The sequence below is a fragment of the Pseudomonas inefficax genome, from assembly GCF_032164165.1.
Classification (GTDB): domain Bacteria; phylum Pseudomonadota; class Gammaproteobacteria; order Pseudomonadales; family Pseudomonadaceae; genus Aquipseudomonas; species Aquipseudomonas inefficax.
The window spans coordinates 2,392,099-2,413,274 of the sequence record NZ_CP134401.1; the positions used below are offsets into that span (position 1 = coordinate 2,392,099).

Consider the following 21,176-nt stretch of genomic DNA (forward strand, 5'->3'; position numbering starts at 1 on the left):
TCCCGATTGGCATTTTTCTAGTTTTGGATGGGTGGTGCGATCAGCCGGTCTTGTTGCCGGGCTGCTGCAGGCGGAACTTCTCCTTGCGCTCGATCTGCACGACCTGAGCGTTGTGCACGGTGATCTCCACCGCACCGAATCGCAGGTCGCGCAGGGCGCTCTGGATTTCACGCAGAATGGTGGCTTCGTCCTGACCGTCGATGCTACGCAGAGATGCACTCATGCTCGTTCTCCTTGGTGTGAGGGTGCCGGGCTGAGGTTTGAAGGGGATTTGCGCCTGGCTTGAGGGCAATAGTAGTGAGGCGGGGTTATTCTTAAAAATACTGTTTAAGAATGTTTATATAACCAAATAAAAAGACCAATTTGAAGGCGACAGAAGGCCCTGTGGGAGCGGGTTCACCCGCGAATGCGGCGGTGGCTCCACCATCGCATTCGCGGGTAAACCCGCTCCCACAGGGTCCGTACCAGGGCTTCAGTTGTGTTTCTGCGGCTCGCGGATCTTGTACCAGGCCACATACAACGCCGGCAGGAACAGCAGCGTCAGCAGGGTCGCCACGATGATCCCGCCAATCATGGCGTATGCCATCGGCCCCCAGAACACCTCGCGGGCAATCGGGATCATGCCCAGACTCGCCGCAGCCGCGGTCAGCAGAATCGGCCGGCGCCGGTGGTTGGTGGCCTCCACCACCGCATCCCACGGCGAGTAGCCCTGGGCTTCGAACTCGTCGATCTGGGTCACCAGGATCACCGAGTTACGAATGATGATGCCCGCCAGCGCGAGAATGCCGAGAATCGCCACGAAGCCCATGGGCGTACCTGTGGGCACCAGCGCAATGATCACGCCAATCAACCCCAGCGGCGCCACGCTGACCACCAGGAACAGCTTCTGCACGCTGTGCAGCTGGATCATCAGGAACGTCGCCATCAGGAACAGCATCAGCGGGATGACCTTGCGGATCGGTCCCTGCGCCTTGGCGCTCTCCTCCACCGTACCACCGGTGGCCACTTCGAAGCCCACCGGCAACTTGCTGGCGAACTCGTCGATCTTCGGCTTCAGCTGGGCCACCAGGTCGGTGGGCTGGATGTCGCCGTTGACCGAGGCCTTGATGGTGATGGTCGGCTTGCGGTCACGCCGCCACACCAGCGGCTGCTCCAGCTCGTAGCGCACGGTGGCGAAAGCCAGCAGCGGGATCGAGGTGCCGTTGGGCGTCAGGATCTGCAGGTTCTGCAGAGTGTCGGGCGAACCACGCTCGCTGTCCTCGGCACGGGCGACCACGTCGACCAGATAGATGTTGTCGTTGACCTGGGTGATCTGCACACCGCTGACGATGCTGTTCATCACATTGGCCACATCCTCCGACGACAGGCCCAGCTGGCGCGCCTTGTCCTGGGCGATTTCCACGCGCAGCACCTTACCCGGCTCGTTCCAGTCGTAGATCATCTCGCCGATGTGCTCGTTCTGATCGAGCAAGGTGGCCAGTTCGATGGCGTGCTTGCGTACCTCGTCGATATTGGCACCGCTGACCCGATACTGGATGGGTCGGCCCACTGGCGGGCCCATTTCCAGCGATTGCACGTTGGTGCCGACGCCAACGAACTCTTCATGCAGGATCTTCTGCAGGCGGTCCATCATGGCCTGGCGTTCCTCGAAGCCCTTGCTGACAATCACCAGCTGCGCGTAGTACGGGTTCTGCAACTGCTGGTCGAGGGGCAGGTAGAAGCGGATCGCGCCCTGGCCGATATAGGTGCTCCAGTGCACCAGGTCCGGGTCGTCCTTGATCCGCGCCTCGAAGCGGTCGACCACCTTGCGCGTTTCCTCGATCGAGGCGTTCTGCGGCAAGTTGAGGTCAACGAGGATTTCCGGCCGGTCCGAGGACGGGAAGAACTGGTTCTGCACGAAGCGCTCGCAGAAGATCGCCAGGGCGAACAGCACCACGGTGCCGATGATGGTCAGCCAGCGGTTGCGCATGCACCACAGCAAACCATGCTCGAAGGCCCGGCCGACACGGCCCGGCTCGGCTTCATGGGCCTTGAGCTTGGCGCTGCTGAGAATGTGCACACCAAGCACCGGGGCGAAGAACACCGCCACCACCCACGACACCATCAGCGCCACGGCAATTACCGCAAACAGGGTGTAGGTGTACTCACCCGCAGAACTGGCGTTGAGGCCGATCGGCACGAAGCCGGCCACCGTCACCAGGGTGCCGGTGAGCATGGGGAAGGCTGTGGAGGTATAGGCAAAAGTCGCCGCCTGTTCCTTGCTTTCGCCCATTTCCAGCCGGGTGACCATTACCTCCACGGTGATCATCGCATCGTCCACCAACAGGCCCAGGGCGATGATCAGCGCCCCCAGCGAAATCCGCTGCATGGTGATACCGCTGTATTCCATGAACACGAACACCATGGCCAGCACCAGCGGGATCGAGCAGGCCACCACCAGCCCGGCACGTACGCCGAGGCTGACGAAGCTCACCGCCAGCACGATCACCACCGCCTCGAACAGCGCACTGGTGAAGCCGCCGACAGCTTGCTTGACCACCACGGCCTGGTCGGAAACGGTATGCACCCCGACGCCCACGGGCAGGTCTTCGACCACCTGATCCATGCGCTTTTTCAGCGCTGCACCGAACACCTGGATATTGCCGCCAGCCTTCATGCCGATGGCCAGGCCCAACGCCGTCTGGCCGTTGTAGCGGAACATCGGTGAAGGGGGATCGACGTAGCCGCGCTCGATATCGGCGATGTCGGCCAGGCGGAAGAAGCGGTCGTTGATCTTCAGGTTGACGGTTTGCAGGTCCTTTTCCGAGGTGAACTGCCCGGAGGTACGCACCGAGATACGTTCCGGCCCTGCCTCGATCACGCCGGCAGGGGTCACGGCGTTTTGCGATTGCAGGGCCTGCATGACCTGGCGCTGGTCGATGCCCAGGGCTGCCAGCTTGCGGGTGGAGAAGTTCAGGTACAGCACTTCGTCCTGGGTACCGATCAGCTCGATCTTGCCGATGTTGGGCACATCACGCACCTCGGCCCGCGCCTGCTCCACATAGTCGCGCAGCTGGCGCAGGGTCAGGCCGTCGGCGGTGAAGGCATAGATGGAACCGAACACATCGCCGAACTCATCATTGAACCCGGGCCCCTGGATACCCGCAGGGAATTCACCGCGAATGTCCTGGATCTTCTTGCGCACCTGGTACCAGATGTCCGGGATGTCCTTGGCCTTGGTGGTGTCGCGCAGGTACACGTAGACCGTGGATTCGCCGGGGCGGGTGTAGCTTTTGGTGTAGTCGAGGGAATCGAGTTCCTCGAGCTTCTTCTCGATGCGGTCGGTGACCTGGTACAGGGTTTCGTCCTGGGTCGCGCCGGGCCAGCGGGTCTGGATGACCATCGTCTTGATGGTGAACGACGGGTCTTCCTCGCGGCCCAGGTTGAAGTAGGAGAAGATCCCCATCAGCAGGCCAACGAACATCAGGTACCAGACGAACGATTGATGCTTGAGTGCCCAGTCGGACAGGTTGAAGCTTCCTTTCATTGCGCATCCTCGTCGAAGGTGACCTTCTGGCCAGGCTTGAGGCTGTTCACGCCTGCAGTCACCACCCGCTCGCCAGGCTGCACGCCCGAGGTCAGGACAATGCTGTCGGCGGTGCGACCGATCAGGGCCACGTCACGAGTAGCCACGGTCTTCTGCTGCGTATCGATCACCCATACCTGGGTCTTGCCGTCGCGCTCGAGCAAAGCACTCAAGGGCAGTTCGCTGCGCGGCGATACCTCCGAACTCAGGGTCACGCTGATGGCGGTGCCCAGGTGGAAGGCCGCCGGGGTGCTGGCCAGGGTCAGGCGCGCGCGGCGGGTACGAGTGGTGGCGTCCGCCTGGGGTTCCAGTTCCCGCAGGCTGGCGGTGGTGTTGATGGTCGGGTCCAACTGCGAAGCAACGGTGAAGGTCAGGCCTTTGCTCAACTGCTCGGCCAGGCCTATCGGCAGGTCGATTACCGCTTCTTTCACATCCGGCCTGGCCAGGGTTACCACGGCCTGGCCGGCGGTGACGGTTTGCCCGGCTTCGGCCTGCCAGGCAGTGATTACCGCCGCGTGGTCGGTGCGCAGGGTGCTGTAGTCGAGCTGATCACGGGCCTGGCTGACGGCCGAGCGCGCCTGCTCCAGTGCCGCGCTGGTGGTTTTCAGGTTGGTCTGGGCGATATCCAGCTGGGCCTGGGCGCCTACGCCACGGTCGTACAGCTGTTGCTGGCGGCGGGCATCGGCCTGGGCGTTGATCCACTGCGCCTGCACCTTGGCCAGGTCGCCTTCGGCGGCACGCAGCTGGTTCTGCTGGTCGGTCGGGTCGAGGGTGGCCAGGGTGTCACCCGGCTTCACCTGAGCGCCCACATCCAGCCAGCGTCGGGCAATACGCCCGGAAACCCGGAAGCCCAGTGTGCTTTCGAAGCGTGCCTGGATACTGCCGGCAAAGCGGCCCAGCTGCGACTGCACCTGGGGTTCGACCTTGACTGACAATACCGGCCGGATCGGCTCTGGTGCCTCGTCCTCGCTATTGCAACCGGCCAGCAGCACACCGGCCGACAGCATCAGCAGCAGGCGCTTCATAGCTCACCCCCTTGGGCCCTGGCGTCGACTTTCTGCACCTGCATGCCGGGGTGCAGCAACTGCCCGCCATTGACCACCACGGTCTCGCCACCCTTCAGGCCACTGGCGACCACGATCCTGCCGGTGAGATAGCGGCTGACTTCGACCTTGCGCAGTTCTACCTTGTCGCCCTCGCCCACTACCCAGACGGCAGGTTCGTGCAGAGCCTTGGTCAGCGCCGACCATGGCAGCTCGACGCTAGGCCGGCCCTGGGCGTTGGTGGTGGCGGTGACCGGCGCGCCCAGTTGCATCCCGGGCGGCACATTCTTGAGCCCTACCTTGACCTGCACTGTGCCGCTTTGCTCCGACACGGTCGGGGTGATTTCGCGTACGAAGCCATGGGCCTGAACCTTGGGGTCGTCGAGCAGGCTGACGATCACCCCGGCATCACTGGGCGGTGCCACCAGCAGCGATTCGTAGACGTTGAATACCGCGTCACGGTCGCCATCGGTGGCCAGGCTGAAGATCGGCATGGTCGCCTGCACCACTTGGCCGACCTCGGCCTGGCGCTCGGTGATCACACCATCGGCTTCGGATACCAGTGCGGTGTAGCTCAACTGCTCGTTGGCGTTGGCCAGTTGCGCCTGGGCCGCCTTGAGGGCGCTCTGGTTGCTGCGCAGGGCGGCTTCGGCGGCGTCGTATTCGCTCTGGCTGGTGTAGCCCTTGGGCAGCAGTTTCTGCTGGCGGACGAAGGCCGCGCTGGTCTGGGTAACCCGCGCTTGCGCTGCGAACACCTCGGCCTTGGCCGAGTCGACGTTGTTCTGCAAGTCTTTCGGGTCCAGGCGTGCCAGCACCTGGTTGGCCTTGACGTGATCGCCGACATCGACGCTGCGCGAAATGATCTTGCCGCCCACACGGAACGACAGGTCGGTCTGCACCCGCGCCTGCACATCACCGGTCAGGGTGACCCTGGCGGCGAAGTCGGTCGGCTGTACCTGTTGCACGCCTACGCGTGGCAGTGTTTCGGTGGTTTCTTCCTTGCTACAGCCTGACAGCAGGGTACCCAGCCCCAGGCAAACGACCAACAGCGGACGCATCAACGTCATGCAGGCTCCTTGCTTGCGCGCAAATGATTCGTGGGATGCGACTGTCAGCGTAGTTCAGGGTTCGATAAACATCACTGACAAGAGTCAGTGAGCATTGAGGTGATGACCTCTTCGATGCCGAGCACGTGCGCAGAAGGTGCAGTTGAGGTTTGGGCAAGCCAGGGCTGCCTGACAGATTTGCCAGTTACCAGAAACCTCTCCAGACGGCATTCTTGGCGATGTTCACAGAGAGGTGGCATACATGGCTAGGGAGCAATCCTGCTCGGCGCATCAGCGCCATTTTGGCTATTCACCCTATGGCTATTCTGCGCGGACGATGCAAGACATTTCGCTGATCGGCTTCAACGGCGAGCCAAATGACTGGTCTGGGTTCTACCTCCTGGGCCAAGGTTACAGAGCCTACAGCACTTTACTCATGCGGTTCCTATCACCAGATACGTTAAGCCCATTCAATGCTGGAGGCATCAATGCCTATGCCTATTGCAAGGCAGATCCGATCAACTTTATTGATCCAACCGGAGAGATGCCCCAGAGACCTGTTGCCACCCATCGTAGGGTAACCTGGCCTGTTGCGAGCCTTTCCGAAAATTACTCGTTTCTGTACCCACGAAAAAAGCCCGATCCCCATTTCGTGCAGCAGCCTCGAAGTATCTTGAAAAAAACCAGTACCCTGCCGATCGAGATGCCACCTGAACCTCTGCGAAAGGAGTTTGAATTTGATCTTTCAGGCCTCGACAAGGACAAGCTGGAAACTGTGAGCAAGATGATTTCAAACGAGTTAAGAGAAAACAAATCAAAGATAAAGGCTCTGCGTGCCGATGACCCACAGATACAAGAATTCATAGCCCTCAGGAATTCTGGCCGACGAGTCAAGACAATGCTTAACGCAGAGGCGAAAGCTATAAGAAATGAAGAACAAGACAATACCGGCTAGTTTGAGCTCAAAAGCCTCTTCGAAGTCATATCTGCGAAGAGGCCTGTACAAGTCAGAGCTGAATAGAAGCCCGATTCAGCCCTAACTCAATGTCGTCGATCAAAGCTTTGGCAAAGCCACTGAGAATTCTCGCGGCACTGCCGGCCAGCCGGTCATTTTCCATTTCGGCTTCCGTCGTCAGGTGATTGATGCAGCCGAGCATTACGGAGAGTTCGGAAAAGGCGTAGTTGAAGGGGATATTGGCCTGGACGCGGAAGAGGTCCATGCAGGTTTCTTTACCGACGGTGCTGCTGTTTGTTGGGTGATTCGGGACGTGCGTCGTCATGGTTGGAATCCAATGTCGTTTATGGAACCGCCAGCTCATCTTTCTCACGGATAAGGGGTGGCAGCCGTACGTGGGGTGAGAAAACCGAGGACATTGAACCCGGCCAGACCGAAGCCTGCCCACGCAAGGCCGCCATGACAGGAAGCCTGTTCAACATCGAGCGGGTTCTCACACCCGGTCACCTTGCTTGGCGACCCAACGACGTTATCCCTGGGGCATTTCCCCTACAACAGAGCAGCTTCCACATGGCTCGTAGGATAATTCCCAAGCTGATTTGACTGAAGCACTTGGTTTGAGTTGATGAAAATTCGTACACCTTGCGGGCCTCTTCGCGGGTGAACCCGCTCCCACAGGGGGGAGCGCCAGATTTCAAGATGTGCACCATATCTGTGGGAGCGGGTTCACCCGCGAAAGGGCCGGTATTGCCACCAGAGTGTCTGCCATATTCAGAAACCATGATCCAAAAAGCACCTGCATCCCAGCCGCTACCTTTGAGAGCTCACCTGCTTTTCAAGGAAGAAAACAATGTCTCGGGCCCAATCCCATTTATTGCGCCGTGGCCGCTATTCACAGCATGGCAGGCTCTATCTGCTAACCACCGTCACCCACCAGCGCAAGCCACTGTTCCATGACTTTCAACATGCCCGATTGGTGATTCACCAATTGCGCCAGATGAGGAGCACGCCTGTCGGTCACTGGCTTGGGTATTGATGCCGGACCACCTGCATTGGCTGATTGAGCTGAAAGGTACGACGCTGGGGACCTTGATGCGCAGATTCAAATCCAGGTCCAGCCTGGTGTTGCATCGGGCAGGGGTTGAGCATGATCCGGTTTGGCAACCCGGGTATCAGGACCGGGCACTAAGAAGGGAAGAAAGCATGGTGCATTTCGCCAGATATATCGTTGCCAATCCGTTGCGGGCTGGCCTGGTCAAAAGTGTCAGGGACTATCCACATTGGGATGCAGTCTGGCTTTGAATCAGAGTTGAGGCATTCGCGGGTAAACCCGCTCCCACAGGATTAACACAGGCCCGAGGCAGTGATTTTCCTGTGGGAGCGGGTTCACCCGCGAATAGGCCGGATCAGGCCGAAGCCGTAACCTGCACCGGTCGCTTGACCTGTGGCTGCGAGGCATTGGCCGCCGCGCCTTCTTCGATCGCCTGCTGAATCGCCTTGCGACGACGCTCTTCTGCCTGGCGGCTGAAGTACCAGACGAAGAAGGTCACCAGCGACACCGACAGCAGGATCAGGCTGGCGACGGCGTTGATCTCCGGTTTCACGCCCAAACGCACCGCCGAGAACACTTCCATCGGCAAGGTGGTCGAACCCGGGCCCGACACAAAGCTGGCCAGCACCAGGTCATCCAGCGACAGGGCGAACGACATCATGCCGCCCGCCGCCAGCGACGGCGCGATCATCGGGATAGTGATCAGGAAGAACACCTTCCACGGCTTGGCACCCAGGTCCATCGCAGCTTCCTCGATCGAAAGGTCCAGCTCACGCAGGCGGGCCGACACCACTACCGCCACATACGCCGCACAGAACGTGGTATGGGCGATCCAGATGGTGACGATGCCGCGCTCCTGCGGCCAGCCGATCATCTGCGCCATGGCCACGAACAGCAGCAACAGCGACAGGCCGGTGATCACCTCGGGCATTACCAGCGGTGCGGTGACCAAGCCACCGAACAGCGTGCGGCCCTTGAAGCGGGTGACCCGGGTCAGCACGAATGCCGCCAGGGTACCCAGCGCCACCGCCGCCACCGCCGTGTAGCAGGCGATTTCCAGCGAGCGCATGACCGAACCCATCAGTTGGGTGTTGTCGAGCAGGCCGACGTACCACTTGACCGACCAACCACCCCATACCGTCACCAGCTTGGAGGCGTTGAACGAGTAGATCACCAAAATCAGCATTGGCAGGTAGATGAACAACAAGCCGAGCACCAGCATCAGCTTGGAGAAACCGAAGCGCTTCATGCCCTGCCCTCCATTTCTTTGGCCTGGCTGCGGTTGAACAGCAGGATCGGCACGATCAGGATCGCCAGCATCACTACCGCCAGCGCAGAGGCCACCGGCCAGTCACGGTTGTTGAAGAACTCTTGCCACAGCACCTTGCCGATCATCAGGGTTTCCGGGCCGCCAAGCAGTTCAGGAATCACGAACTCGCCCACCACCGGGATGAACACCAGCATGCAGCCGGCGATGATGCCGTTCTTCGACAGCGGCACGGTGATTTTCCAGAAGCTGTTGAAGGTACTCGAACCCAGGTCCGAAGCGGCCTCGAGCAGGCTCTGGTCGTGCTTCACCAGGTTGGCGAACAGCGGCAGGATCATGAACGGCAGGTACGAATAGACCACGCCGATGTACACCGCCAGGTTGGTGTTGAGGATTTGCAGCGGCTGGTCGATCAACCCGATCCACAGCAGGAAGCCGTTGAGCAGGCCGTTGTTGCTGAGAATGCCCATCCAGGCATAGACGCGGATCAGGATCGCGGTCCAGGTCGGCATCATGATCAGCAACAGCAGGACCGTCTGCGTCTCCTTCTTGGCGTTGGCAATGGCATAGGCCATCGGGTAGCCGATCAGCAGGCACAGCAAGGTGCTGAAGAAGGCCATCTTCAGCGAGCCCAGGTAGGCCGAGATGTATAGCTCATCCTCGGTCAGCAGGCCGTAGTTGGCCAGGTTGAGCACCAGCTGGATCTTGTCTTCGACGTAGCTGTAGATCTCGGTATACGGCGGGATCGCCACATCGGCTTCGGCGAAGCTGATCTTCAGCACGATGAAGAACGGCAGCATGAAGAACAGGAACAGCCAGATGAACGGCACGCCGATCACCAGGTGCCGCCCCTCCGGGGTGATGCGCTGGAAGGCTCGCTTGAGCTTGCGCAGTTTCATGACCGCAGTACCACGCCGCTGTCGTCTTCCCACCACACGTACACTTCATCGCCCCAGGTTGGGCGAGTGCCCTGGCGCTCGGCGTTGGCAACGAACGACTGGACGATCTTGCCGCTCGGCAGCTCGACATAGAACACCGAGTGGCCGCCCAGGTAGGCGATGTCGTGGACCTTGCCGCGCGACCAGTTGTGCTCGCAGGTAGGCCGCTGGGTGGTGACCAGCATCTTTTCCGGGCGCAGGGCGTAGGTGATGTGCTTGTCTTCCACCGAGGTGGTGATGCCGTGGCCGACGTAGATCTTGCGCTCCAGCTCCGGGCTGGCAATGATCGCGTGGCCTTCGGCGTCGTCGACCACTTCACCTTCGAACAGGTTGACGTTACCGATGAACTCGCATACCAGGCGGCTGGTAGGCGTCTCGTAAATGTCCACCGGCGAACCGATCTGGGCGATCCAGCCCAGGTGCATGATGGCGATGCGCTGGGCCATGGTCATGGCCTCTTCCTGGTCGTGGGTCACCATCACGCAGGTCACGCCCACTCGTTCGATGATCTCCACCAGTTCCAGCTGCATCTGCGAGCGCAGCTTCTTGTCCAGTGCGCCCATCGGCTCGTCGAGCAGCAGCAGCTTGGGGCGCTTGGCCAGCGAGCGGGCCAAGGCCACGCGCTGGCGCTGGCCACCGGACAGCTGATGCGGCTTGCGCTTGGCGTACTGGGTCATGTGCACCAGCTTGAGCATCTCGGCCACGCGGGCGTCGATCTCGGCCTTGGGCATCTTGTCCTGCTGCAGGCCGAAGGCGATGTTCTGCGCCACGGTCATGTGCGGGAACAGCGCGTAGGACTGGAACATCATGTTGATCGGCCGCTCGTAGGGCGGCATGTCGGTGATGTCGACGCCATCGAGGAAGATCCGCCCTTCGGTCGGGCGCTCGAAACCGGCCAGCATGCGCAGCAAGGTGGACTTGCCGGAACCGGAGCCACCCAGCAGGGCGAAGATCTCGCCCTTGCGGATTTCCAGGGACACATCGTCCACAGCTACCGTTTCGTCGAACTTTTTCGTGACCCGGTCGATCTTGACCAGCACCTGCTTGGGTTGCTGGCCACCCTCGAGGGCTTTTTTATAGGCACCGGAGGCAACTGCCATGAGTGAAACTCCCAACAAGATTTTTGTGCCCGCGAGCCCTGTTCTACAGGTACCGCCACGGGCCTGGATTTTTACTTACCCGACTTGACCTTGGTCCAGCTACGGGTCATCAGCCGTTGCACCTTGGGTGGCAACTCTGAATTCACGAACATCTTGTTCAGCACTTCCTGCGGTGGGTAAACCGCGGCGTCAGTCCTCACGGCCTGGTCCATCAGGTCGCCAGCCTTGGGGTTCGGGTTGGCGTAACCGACGTAATCACTGACCTGGGCGATAACCTCAGGCTTCAGCAAATAGTTGATGAAGGCATGCGCCTCTTTGACGTTCTTGGCGTCCTTGGGGATCGCCAGCACATCGAACCAGAGGTTGCCGCCTTCCTTGGGAATTGCGTAGGCCAGGTTCACGCCCTTCTTCGCTTCTTCGGCGCGGGTCTTGGCCTGGAACACATCACCCGAGAAGCCTGCCGCGACGCAGATGTCGCCGTTGGCCAGGTCGGTGATGTACTTGGACGAGTGGAAGTAGGTCACGTACGGGCGTACTGCCAGCAGTTTCTTTTCGGCCGCCTGGTAGTCCTTGGCGTTGGTGCTGTTGGGGTCCAGCCCCATGTAGTTGAGCACCGCCGGCAGCATTTCGTCCGCCGAGTCGAGGAAGGCCACGCCACACTTGGCGAGCTTCTTCATGTTTTCGGGCTCGAACAGCACCGCCCAGGAGTCGATGGTGTCCACGCCCAGCGCAGCCTTCACCTTGTCGACGTTGTAACCGATACCGTTGGTGCCCCACAGGTAAGGCACGGCGTACTGGTTGCCCGGGTCGTTCCTTTCCAGGCGCTTCATCAGCGCCGGGTCCAGGTTGGAATAATTGGGCAGCAGGCTCTTGTCGAGCTTCTGGAACGCGCCCGCCTTGATCTGCTTGCCGAGGAAATGGTTGGAGGGCACTACCACGTCATAGCCGGTATTACCGGCCAGCAGCTTGCCTTCCAGGGTTTCGTTGGAGTCGAACACGTCTTGCACGGGCTTGATGCCCGTGGCTTTCTCGAAGTCCGCGAGTGTGGTCGGCCCGACATAGTCAGACCAGTTGTAGAAGTGCACCGTAGGCGCCGCTTGGACGCTGCATGCCAGCGTCAGGCCCGCTCCAGCCATCAAGGCTTTGCGGAATACAGAAATGGACAAGTGGGTGGTCCTCACAATCAGTGCCTGGGTAGCGACAATGCTGCCGCACACGCAAAACCGGCGCGCAACTTACCTTCGCAGCTTCGATGCCGCAATCATCAATTGCCTTTCACTGGCTCTGGGCCGGGGTTCGCCGGCCCAGAGGTGCCGCATCGGGGTTATTTGCCCGACTTGATCTTGGTCCAGCTACGGGTGATGTCACGCTGGGCCTTCGCTTCAGGTGCAGCGATGGCATACAGCTGTTTCTTCACTTCGGCTGGCGGATAGATGCTTGGGTCGCTGGTGATTTCCTTGTCCACGAACTGGGTGGCGGCAGCGTTGCCGTTCGGGAAGCGCACGGCGTTGGTGATTTCAGCCATGATTTCCGGCTGCATCAGGAAGTTCATGAACTGGTAGGCAGCGTCTTTGTGCTCGGCGTCCTTGGGGATGGCGACCATGTCGTAGAAGGTACCGGCACCTTCCTTCGGAATGACGTAGTCGACCTTGACCTTGTCGCCGGCTTCGTGGGCACGGGCCTTGGACTGCTCCAGGTCACCCGAGTAACCGACGGCTACGCAGATGTTGCCGTTGGCCATGTCGCCGATGTACTTGGACGAGTGGAAGTAGGTGATCGAAGGACGGATCTTGAGGAACAGGTCCTCGGCAGCCTTCAGGTCTTCCTTCTTGGTGCTGTCGGTCGGCTTGCCGAGGTAGTGCAGCGCAGCCGGGAGCATTTCGGTCGGCGCGTCGAGGAAGCTCACGCCGCAGCTTTTGAGCTTGGCGATGTTCTCAGGCTTGAACACCACGTCCCACGAGTCGATCTTGTCCACGCCCAGCGCGGCCTTGACCTTCTCCGGGTTGTAGCCGATGCCGATCGAGCCCCACATGTACGGGAAGGCATGCTTGTTGTCTTTGTCGCTGGCATCGCCAACGGCCTTGAGCAGGTCAGGGTCGAGGTTCTTCCAGTTCGGCAGCTTGGAACGGTCCAGTTCCTCGTACACGCCAGCCTTGATCTGCTTGGCCAGGAAGTTGTTGGACGGCACCACGATGTCGTAGCCAGACTTGCCGGCCAGCAGCTTGGCTTCGAGGGTTTCGTTGCTGTCGAACACGTCGTACTTGACCTTGATACCGGTCTGCTTCTCGAACTTGGCGATGGTGTCCGGAGCGATGTAGTCCGACCAGTTGTAGACGTTCAACACCTTGTCTTCAGCCTGAACAGCGGTAGCCATGGCGCCCATCAGGGCGGCGGCCAGCAACGTCTTGCCCATTTTATTCATGCGTAATGCTCCAGAATTTATTATTTAGCCATCTGTTCAGCAGCCAGGACCTACGGTGCAGAGCGCGCGGCGACTGAAACAGTCGCTAGTCTGGCAAGTTACAAGGCTCTGTATCAAGGAAAGCAGGGCCTTGTAACCACTTAATGTCACATCGCTAGCCTAGCAAACTGTCAACGAATCGCTTCGAGGGTCAGGTCCAGGCATTTGCGTGCCTTTTCCACCAGTTCGTCGATCTCTGCATGGCTGATCACCAGCGGCGGCGCAATGATCATGGTGTCACCCACCGCGCGCATGATCAGGCCGTTGTCGAAGCAGAAGGTGCGGCAGATCATGCCCACGCCCTTGCCTTCGTAACGGCTGCGAGTGGCCTTGTCCTTGACCAGCTCGATCGCGCCGAGCAGGCCCAGGCCGCGTACCTCGCCCACCAGAGGGTGGTCCTGCAGTTCACGCAAACGCTTTTGCAAATACGGTGCCGCTTCGGTACGGGCCTTCTCGACAATTTTCTCGTCGCGCAGGATGCGCAGGTTTTCCAGGCCTACTGCCGCCGCTACCGGGTGGCCGGAGTAGGTGAAGCCGTGGTTGAAGTCGCCGCCTTGGCTGAGTACCTGGGCCACGGTGTCACGCACGATCACACCGCCCATGGGGATGTAACCGGAAGTCAGGCCCTTGGCGATGGTCATCAGGTCGGGCTTGAGGTCGTAGTAGTCGGAGCCGAACCACTCGCCGGTACGGCCAAAACCGCAGATCACTTCGTCGGCGACGAACAGGATGTCGTACTTGGCGAGGATCTCCTTCACCTTCGGCCAGTAGGTTTCCGGCGGGATGATCACGCCGCCGGCACCCTGGATCGGCTCGGCGATGAAGGCGGCGACGTTGTCTTCGCCGACTTCGAGGATTTTCTGCTCCAGCTGCTCGGCTGCCCACACCCCGAACTCATCCGGGGTCATGTCGCCACCTTCGCCGAACCAGTAAGGCTGCGGGATATGCACGATGCCAGGGATCGGCAGGCCGCCTTGTTCGTGCATGCCGCTCATGCCGCCCAGGCTGGCGCCAGCCACGGTGGAGCCGTGGTAGCCGTTGATGCGGCCGATGATGGTCTGCTTCTGTGGCTTGCCTTTCAGCGCCCAGTAGTGGCGGACCATGCGCAGCACGGTGTCGTTGCCTTCGGAGCCGGAGCCGGTGAAGAACACATGGGTCATGCCCTGTGGCGCCACGTCGGAGATGGCCTTGGCCAGCTCCAGCGCAGGCGGGTGGGCAGTCTGGAAGAACAGGTTGTAGTAAGGCAGCTCACGCATCTGCTTTTCTGCCGCCTGCACCAGTTCTTCACGGCCATAGCCCACAGCCACGCACCACAGGCCAGCCATGCCGTCGAGGATCTTGTGCCCCTCGCTATCCCACAAATGCACACCCTGGGCCTTGGTGATGATACGCGGCCCCTTCTCCTTCAACTGCTTGTAGTCACTGAAGGGTGCGAGGTGATGCTCCCCGCTCAGGGCTTGCCATTCACGGGTTTGCGGGTTGTTGACGCTCATGTGCTTCTCCGTTGTTCGACAGCCGCGTCCTGCGGCACCAAGTTTGATCAGACAGCAAACAGCAGGAACTCACGCTCCCAGGAACTGATGACTCGCTTGAAGTTCTCGTGCTCGGCGCGCTTGGTGGCGACGTAGCCGGTGATGAACTTCTTGCCCAGGTACTGCACCAGTGCACGGCTGTTTTCCATGCGTTCCAAGGCATCTTCGATGGTCAGTGGCAGGCGCAGGTTGCGGCGTTCGTAGCCACGGCCCTGCACCGGCGCGCTGGCGTCGATGCCTTCGACCATGCCGATGTAGCCACACAGCAGGCTGGCGGCAATGGCCAGGTAAGGGTTGGCGTCGGCGCCTGGCAGGCGGTTCTCGACCCGACGGCTTTGCGGGCCGGCGTCCGGCACGCGCAGGCCGACGGTACGGTTCTCCTCGCCCCACTCCACGTTCACCGGCGCCGAGGTGTCGGGCAGGAAGCGGCGGAACGAGTTGACGTTCGGGGCGAACAGCGGCAACGCCTCTGGTATGAACTTCTGCAGGCCACCAATGTGGTGCAGGAACAGTTCGCTCATGCTGCCGTCGTCGTTGCTGAAGATGTTCTTGCCGGTGGCCACGTCGACCACGCTCTGGTGCAGGTGCATGGCACTGCCTGGCTCGCCGGTCATGGGCTTGGCCATGAAGGTGGCGGCGACGTTGTGCTTGAGCGCAGCCTCGCGCATGGTGCGCTTGAACACCAGGATCTGGTCGGCCAGGTGCAGGGCATCGCCATGACGGAAGTTGATCTCCATCTGCGCCGTGCCGTCTTCATGGATCAGCGTGTCGAGGTCCAGCTGCTGCAGTTCGCACCAGTCGTAGACGTCTTCGAACAGCGGGTCGAATTCGTTGGCGGCTTCGATCGAGAACGACTGGCGACCGGTTTCCGGGCGGCCCGAACGACCTACCGGAGGCTGCAGCGGGAAGTCAGGGTCTTCGCTGCGCTTGGTCAGATAGAACTCCATCTCCGGCGCGACGATCGGCTGCCAGCCCTTGTCGGCGTATAGCTTGAGGACTTTCTTCAGCACGTTGCGCGGCGACAGTTCGACCGGGTTGCCCTTCTTGTCGTAGGTGTCGTGAATCACCTGGGCGGTCGGCTCGATGGCCCATGGCACCAGGAACACTGCGTTCTCGTCGGGGCGGCAGATCATGTCGATGTCCGCCGGGTCCAGCAGTTCGTAATAGATGTCGTCGTCGACGTAGTCGCCGGTCACGGTCTGCAGCAGCACGCTCTCGGGCAGGCGCATGCCTTTTTCGGCGATGAATTTGTTGGTAGGCGAAATCTTGCCGCGCGTGATGCCGGTCAGGTCACTGATCATGCATTCGACTTCGGTGATCTTGTGCTCTTTCAACCAATCGGTGAGCTGGTCGAGGTTGTTACTCATAAATACCTCAGGAGGTAAGGTGGTCCGCGCACTGATTCTGGATGGAGTACATTGCTAAAGCAAAAACCCCCGCGCAGAGCCACAGTGGATACACTGAAAACAGGTGCGTCCGTAATGAGTTCGAAAGGCAGGAAGACGAAACGAAGGGCGGCAAGCCGCTATGAGGGCAGGTCCGTGAGCGCCAAACGTCAATTATTGCGGCCAGGGCGGCCACGCCATCGACGAAGCTTGCAAAAATGACGGATGTACCCGATGGCACTGCGCAGGCAGTGCTTTCAGGTCTCGGCAAGCGGACCATGTGACCCTCGTATTATTGTGTTCTGGGTTGAGACCGAGCTTAGCCTTGTTCATTTTTTTACACAACCACTCCGTAAAAAATAAAACACGGTTGGTCGGAGATAGCCCTTTGCGCGGGAAATAGCGGATAATGGTTTGCCCCGAGATGCAGCAAATCTGCCGTCGATGTGCCATTTCAGGGCATCATGGGGTTGGCTTGACATCAGTTTGTCTTTTCGATTGACTGGTCTTGCAAGCCCCCCTTGATTGATATTTTTAACAACAAAGGTGTTGCATCATGTCGGTACCCCCGCGTGCCGTTCAGCTTAACGAAGCGAACGCGTTCCTTAAGGAACATCCTGAGGTTCTCTACGTTGACCTTCTGATTGCAGATATGAATGGTGTGGTGCGTGGCAAGCGCATAGAGCGCACCAGCCTCCACAAGGTTTACGAGAAAGGCATCAACCTGCCTGCCTCCCTCTTCGCCCTGGACATCAACGGTTCCACCGTTGAAAGCACCGGGCTGGGCCTGGACATCGGCGATGCTGACCGCATCTGCTATCCAATCCCTGACACCCTCTGTAACGAGCCGTGGCAAAAGCGCCCTACCGCTCAGCTGCTGATGACCATGCACGAGCTCGAAGGCGAGCCGTTCTTCGCCGACCCGCGTGAAGTGCTGCGTCAGGTGGTGAGCAAGTTCGACGAACTGGGCCTGACCATCTGCGCCGCGTTCGAGCTGGAGTTCTACCTGATCGACCAGGAGAACGTGAATGGCCGCCCGCAGCCGCCGCGTTCGCCAATTTCGGGCAAGCGCCCGCAGTCGACCCAGGTGTACCTGATCGACGACCTGGACGAATATGCCGACTGCCTGCAGGACATCCTGGAAGGCGCGAAAGAGCAAGGCATCCCGGCCGACGCCATCGTCAAGGAAAGCGCCCCGGCGCAGTTCGAAGTCAACCTGCACCACGTGGCCGACCCGCTCAAGGCCTGCGACTACGCGGTACTGCTCAAGCGGTTGATCAAGAACATCGCCTACGACCATGAAATGGACACCACCTTCATGGCCAAGCCCTACCCGGGCCAGGCAGGCAACGGCCTGCATGTACACATTTCCGTGCTGGACAAAGATGGCAACAACATCTTCACCAGCGAGGATCCCGAGCAGAACGCCGCGCTACGTCACGCTGTCGGCGGTGTGCTCGAGACCCTGCCCGCGTCCATGGCGTTCCTTTGCCCGAACGTCAACTCGTACCGCCGCTTCGGCGCGCAGTTCTATGTGCCGAACGCGCCAAGCTGGGGCCTGGACAACCGCACCGTGGCCCTGCGGGTTCCGACCGGCTCGCCGGACGCCGTGCGCCTGGAGCACCGCGTGGCCGGTGCCGACGCCAACCCGTACCTGATGATGGCCGCCGTACTGGCCGGTGTGCACCATGGCCTGACCAACAAGGTCGAGCCGGGTGCGCCGATCGAAGGCAACTCGTACGAGCAGCTGGAGCAAAGCCTGCCGAACAACCTGCGCGATGCCCTGCGCGAGCTGGACGACAGCGAGATCCTGAACAAGTACATCGATCCGAAGTACATCGACATCTTTGTCGCGTGCAAGGAGAGCGAGCTGGAGGAGTTCGAGCATTCGATCTCCGACCTCGAGTACAACTGGTACCTGCATACCGTGTAAATGAAAACGCCGCCCACAAGGGCGGCGTTTTCGTTCAAGATCGGTGTCGCCTGCTTCGCGGGTAAACCCGCTCCCACAGGGACCGCGCCGGCCTCAGGTCCGGTGAGGATCCTGTGGGAGCGGGTTTACCCGCGAAGAGGCCAGTACAGGTTTACAAGGGCTTCTCGAAAATCTTCGAATTGCGCTGATAGTTGTACAGCGAAGCCCGCGCCGCCGGCAGCCGCTCCACGCCACTCGGTGCAAACCCGCGTTCGCGGAACCAGTGCGCGGTTCGCGTCGTCAGCACGAACAGGGTGTTCAGCCCCAACTGCCGCGCCCGGCTTTCGATACGCTCCAGCAGTTCGTCGCCACGCCCGCCATGGCGGTACTCCGGGTTCACCGCCAAGCACGCCAGTTCGCCGGCGTCGGAGTCGGCAATCGGGTACAACGCCGCACAGGCGATGATCATGCCTTCCCGCTCGACCACGCTGAACTGCTCGATCTCCCGCTCCAGCACCTCACGCGAACGGCGCACCAGGATGCCCTGCTCTTCCAGCGGGCTGATCAGCTCCAGCAAACCGCCCACATCCTCGATGGTTGCCTCGCGCACCACTTCGAACTGCTCCTGCGACACCAGCGTGCCGCCACCGCCACGGGTGAACAGCTCGGTCAGCAAGGCGCCATCTTCGGCATAGCTGACGATATGACTGCGCGCCACGCCGCCTTTGCAGGCTTCGGCCGCGGCATCCAGCAATTCGCCCTGGTAATCGCTGCCCAGGCGCTGCAAATGCGGGGCAACCTGCTGCGGGCGCAGCTCACGCACCAGCTTGCCATCTGCATCCAGCAGGCCCGGCTCGGCACCAAACAGCAGTAGCTTGTCGGCACCCAGTTCGATTGCGGCACGGGTGGCCACGTCTTCGCAGGCCAGGTTGAAGATTTCGCCCGTGGGCGAATAGCCCAGCGGTGACAACAACACGATGGAGCGCTCGTCGAGCAGGCGGCTGATGCCCTTGCGGTCGACCCGGCGTACTTCGCCGGTGTGGTGGTAGTCCACGCCTTCGAGCACGCCGATCGGCCGCGCCGTGACCAGGTTGCCGGACGCCACGCGCAGGCGCGAGCCCTGCATCGGCGAAGCGGCGATGTCCATCGACAGGCGCGCCTCGATTGCCAGGCGCAGGGCGCCGACAGCATCGATCACGCAATCCAGGGTGGCGGCATCGGTGATGCGCAGGCCACGGTGGTAGTGCGGGGTCAGGCCGCGCTCGGCCAGGCGGCTTTCGATCTGCGGGCGCGAGCCATGTACCAGCACCAGGCGCACGCCAAGACTGTGCAGCAACACCAGGTCGTGGACGATGTTGCCGAAATTAGGGTGTTCCACCCCATCGCCAGGGAGCATGACCACGAAGGTGCAGTCGCGATGGGCATTGATATACGGGGAGGCATGACGCAGCCAGTTGACGTAGTCGGGCATGACAGGGCCTGTGGATAAGTGGACGGAGAACGGCGATACAGGGGGCGTTCAGGATCATCGTCGGAACAGGCTTGCGGTCACGCGCGGTCTCCTCTAGGCAGGAACGAATCAGTTCGATTGACGTTTAGTCCAGGCAATAATGCCGGATCAAGTCACGCAATAGACGCACGGTAGGCTCGATTCGTGACATTTCAAGGTATTCGCCGGGCTGGTGGGCACAGGCGATGTCGCCGGGGCCCAGCACGATGGTCTGGCAACCCAGCTGCTGAAGATAAGGCGCTTCGGTGCCGAACGCCACCGCTTCGGCGCGATGGCCGGTCAGGCGCTCCGCCACCTGCACCAGCTCGGTGTCGGCGGCCTGCTCGAATGGCGGCACCTCCGGGAATAGCGGCGCATGGTCGATGCGCACCTCGAAGCGCTCTGCCACCGGCACCAGCTTGGCACGGATGGCCGCGCGCAGTTGCTCCACATCCATGCCTGGCAGCGGGCGCAGGTCGAATTCCAGGGCGCACTGGCCGCAGATACGGTTGGGGTTGTCACCGCCGTGGATGCAGCCGAAGTTCATGGTGGGGGTCGGCACGGTGAATTGCGGGTTGCGGTAGGTTTGCTGCCATTGCTGGCGCAGGCCCATCAGCTCGCCCATCACTGCGTGCATGGCCTCCATGGCGCTGCGGCCCAGGCTTGGGTCCGAGGAGTGGCCGCTGCGCCCGAGGATGTCGATGCGGTCCATGAGGATGCCCTTGTGCATGCGAATCGGCCGCAGCCCGGTGGGCTCGCCGATCACTGCCGCACGGCCGAGTGGCTGCCCGGCCTCGGCCAGAGCGCGCGCGCCGGACATTGAGCTTTCTTCGTCACAGGTGGCGAGGATCAGCAGCGGCTGCTTGAAATCGTGCTCCAGCAGCGGGATGACTGCCTCGATGGCCAGGGCGAAGAAGCCCTTCATGTCGCAGCTGCCCAGGCCGACCCAACGGCCATCGGTTTCGGTCAGCTTCAGTGGGTCACTGGCCCACAGCTGTTCGTCATAGGGTACGGTGTCGCTGTGCCCCGCCAGCACCAGGCCACCCGGGCCAGTGCCACGGCTGGCCAGCAGGTTGAACTTGCCGGGGCTGACCTGCTGGATGTCGCACTTGAAACCCAGGTCGCCCAGCCAGCCGGCCAGCAGGTCGATGACCTGGCGGTTGGACTGGTCCAGCGCAGGCTGGGTGCAACTGACCGAAGGCGCGGCGATCAAGGCGGCGAACTGGTCTTTCAGCGTCGGCAACGGCATGCGCGTACTCCTCGGAAGCGTTGCCCATCATAGCAATGCCACTCGTTCGCAGGGCAACCGTGTGGCCTTCTTCGCGGGTAAACCCGCTCCCACAGGGAAAGCGCCACACCTGAGGGCAACACAGTACCTGTGGGAGCGGGTTCACCCGCGAAGAAGCCCACCACGATCCAACAGACGAGAGCC

16 protein-coding genes and 1 pseudogene are annotated in these 21,176 nt (G+C 61.0%); 3 read left to right on the forward strand and 14 right to left on the reverse strand.

Annotated features, from left to right (window positions below; all coding sequences use genetic code 11):
• Positions 1–40: 40 nt before the first annotated feature.
• The 4 genes from oscA to RIN61_RS10725 all read right to left on the reverse strand — a co-directional run bounded on the left by oscA (position 41) and on the right by RIN61_RS10725 (position 5,675).
• Positions 41–223 carry a sulfur starvation response protein OscA gene (oscA, locus tag RIN61_RS10710; protein WP_003258557.1) on the reverse strand — a complete coding sequence of 61 codons (183 nt, stop codon included), beginning with the start codon at positions 221–223 and terminating at the stop codon, positions 41–43.
• A gap of 249 nt (positions 224–472) precedes the next feature.
• Positions 473–3,526: an efflux RND transporter permease subunit gene (locus RIN61_RS10715; RefSeq protein WP_112249796.1), complete on the reverse strand. Its 3,054-nt coding sequence runs from the start codon at positions 3,524–3,526 to the stop codon at positions 473–475.
• Positions 3,523–4,590 (reverse strand): efflux RND transporter periplasmic adaptor subunit, encoded by a 1,068-nt coding sequence (locus RIN61_RS10720; RefSeq protein WP_112249797.1) that lies wholly within the window; start codon positions 4,588–4,590, stop codon positions 3,523–3,525. Before RIN61_RS10720 ends, RIN61_RS10715 begins: the two co-directional genes overlap by 4 nt.
• The gene (locus RIN61_RS10725; protein WP_112249799.1) at positions 4,587–5,675 is read right to left on the reverse strand and encodes an efflux RND transporter periplasmic adaptor subunit; all 1,089 of its coding nucleotides are present in this window, start codon (positions 5,673–5,675) and stop codon (positions 4,587–4,589) included. The genes RIN61_RS10720 and RIN61_RS10725 overlap by 4 nt, the downstream gene beginning before the upstream one ends.
• Before the next feature lie 241 nt (positions 5,676–5,916).
• Between RIN61_RS10725 and RIN61_RS26765 the strand changes: the two genes are divergently transcribed.
• Complete coding sequence (locus RIN61_RS26765) at positions 5,917–6,609, forward strand: RHS repeat-associated core domain-containing protein (RefSeq protein WP_112249801.1); 693 nt, start codon at positions 5,917–5,919, stop codon at positions 6,607–6,609.
• Between the two features lie 52 nt (positions 6,610–6,661).
• Here RIN61_RS26765 and RIN61_RS10735 read toward each other — a convergent pair whose 3' ends face one another.
• Entirely contained in the window at positions 6,662–6,934 is a 273-nt protein-coding gene (locus RIN61_RS10735; RefSeq protein ID WP_112249803.1) for a DUF3077 domain-containing protein, read from the reverse strand.
• A gap of 525 nt (positions 6,935–7,459) precedes the next feature.
• Here RIN61_RS10735 and RIN61_RS10740 point away from each other — a divergent pair.
• Positions 7,460–7,911, forward strand: a pseudogene (locus tag RIN61_RS10740) (REP-associated tyrosine transposase).
• A gap of 104 nt (positions 7,912–8,015) precedes the next feature.
• On the opposite strand, the gene RIN61_RS10745 reads toward RIN61_RS10740, so the two are convergent.
• The 7 genes from RIN61_RS10745 to RIN61_RS10775 form a co-directional block, all read right to left on the reverse strand.
• On the reverse strand, positions 8,016–8,909 hold the full coding sequence (locus RIN61_RS10745; protein ID WP_112249806.1) for an ABC transporter permease subunit: 894 nt from the start codon (positions 8,907–8,909) through the stop codon (positions 8,016–8,018).
• A complete protein-coding gene (locus RIN61_RS10750; protein WP_112249808.1) occupies positions 8,906–9,826 on the reverse strand; it encodes an ABC transporter permease subunit in 921 nt (306 codons plus the stop codon). Before RIN61_RS10750 ends, RIN61_RS10745 begins: the two co-directional genes overlap by 4 nt.
• The gene (gene potA / locus RIN61_RS10755) at positions 9,823–10,965 is read right to left on the reverse strand and encodes a polyamine ABC transporter ATP-binding protein (protein WP_313857112.1); all 1,143 of its coding nucleotides are present in this window, start codon (positions 10,963–10,965) and stop codon (positions 9,823–9,825) included. The genes RIN61_RS10750 and potA overlap by 4 nt, the downstream gene beginning before the upstream one ends.
• 71 nt (positions 10,966–11,036) lie before the next feature.
• Positions 11,037–12,131, reverse strand: coding sequence for a polyamine ABC transporter substrate-binding protein (locus tag RIN61_RS10760; RefSeq protein ID WP_112249810.1), 1,095 nt, complete (start codon positions 12,129–12,131; stop codon positions 11,037–11,039).
• A gap of 158 nt (positions 12,132–12,289) precedes the next feature.
• On the reverse strand, positions 12,290–13,387 hold the full coding sequence (locus RIN61_RS10765; protein WP_085621599.1) for a polyamine ABC transporter substrate-binding protein: 1,098 nt from the start codon (positions 13,385–13,387) through the stop codon (positions 12,290–12,292).
• A 170-nt stretch (positions 13,388–13,557) separates the two neighbouring features.
• Positions 13,558–14,919 carry an aspartate aminotransferase family protein gene (locus RIN61_RS10770; RefSeq protein WP_112249812.1) on the reverse strand — a complete coding sequence of 454 codons (1,362 nt, stop codon included), beginning with the start codon at positions 14,917–14,919 and terminating at the stop codon, positions 13,558–13,560.
• A gap of 47 nt (positions 14,920–14,966) precedes the next feature.
• Positions 14,967–16,325 carry a glutamine synthetase family protein gene (locus RIN61_RS10775; protein WP_112249814.1) on the reverse strand — a complete coding sequence of 453 codons (1,359 nt, stop codon included), beginning with the start codon at positions 16,323–16,325 and terminating at the stop codon, positions 14,967–14,969.
• A gap of 574 nt (positions 16,326–16,899) precedes the next feature.
• Between RIN61_RS10775 and RIN61_RS10780 the strand changes: the two genes are divergently transcribed.
• Positions 16,900–18,276 carry a glutamine synthetase family protein gene (locus tag RIN61_RS10780; protein ID WP_112249816.1) on the forward strand — a complete coding sequence of 459 codons (1,377 nt, stop codon included), beginning with the start codon at positions 16,900–16,902 and terminating at the stop codon, positions 18,274–18,276.
• A 151-nt stretch (positions 18,277–18,427) separates the two neighbouring features.
• On the opposite strand, the gene argA is transcribed toward RIN61_RS10780, so the two are convergent.
• Both argA and argE read right to left on the reverse strand, forming a co-directional pair.
• On the reverse strand, positions 18,428–19,726 hold the full coding sequence (argA, locus tag RIN61_RS10785; RefSeq protein WP_112249818.1) for an amino-acid N-acetyltransferase: 1,299 nt from the start codon (positions 19,724–19,726) through the stop codon (positions 18,428–18,430).
• 124 nt (positions 19,727–19,850) lie between these two features.
• Positions 19,851–20,993, reverse strand: coding sequence for an acetylornithine deacetylase (gene argE, locus RIN61_RS10790; RefSeq protein WP_112249820.1), 1,143 nt, complete (start codon positions 20,991–20,993; stop codon positions 19,851–19,853).
• Positions 20,994–21,176: the final 183 nt, after the last annotated feature.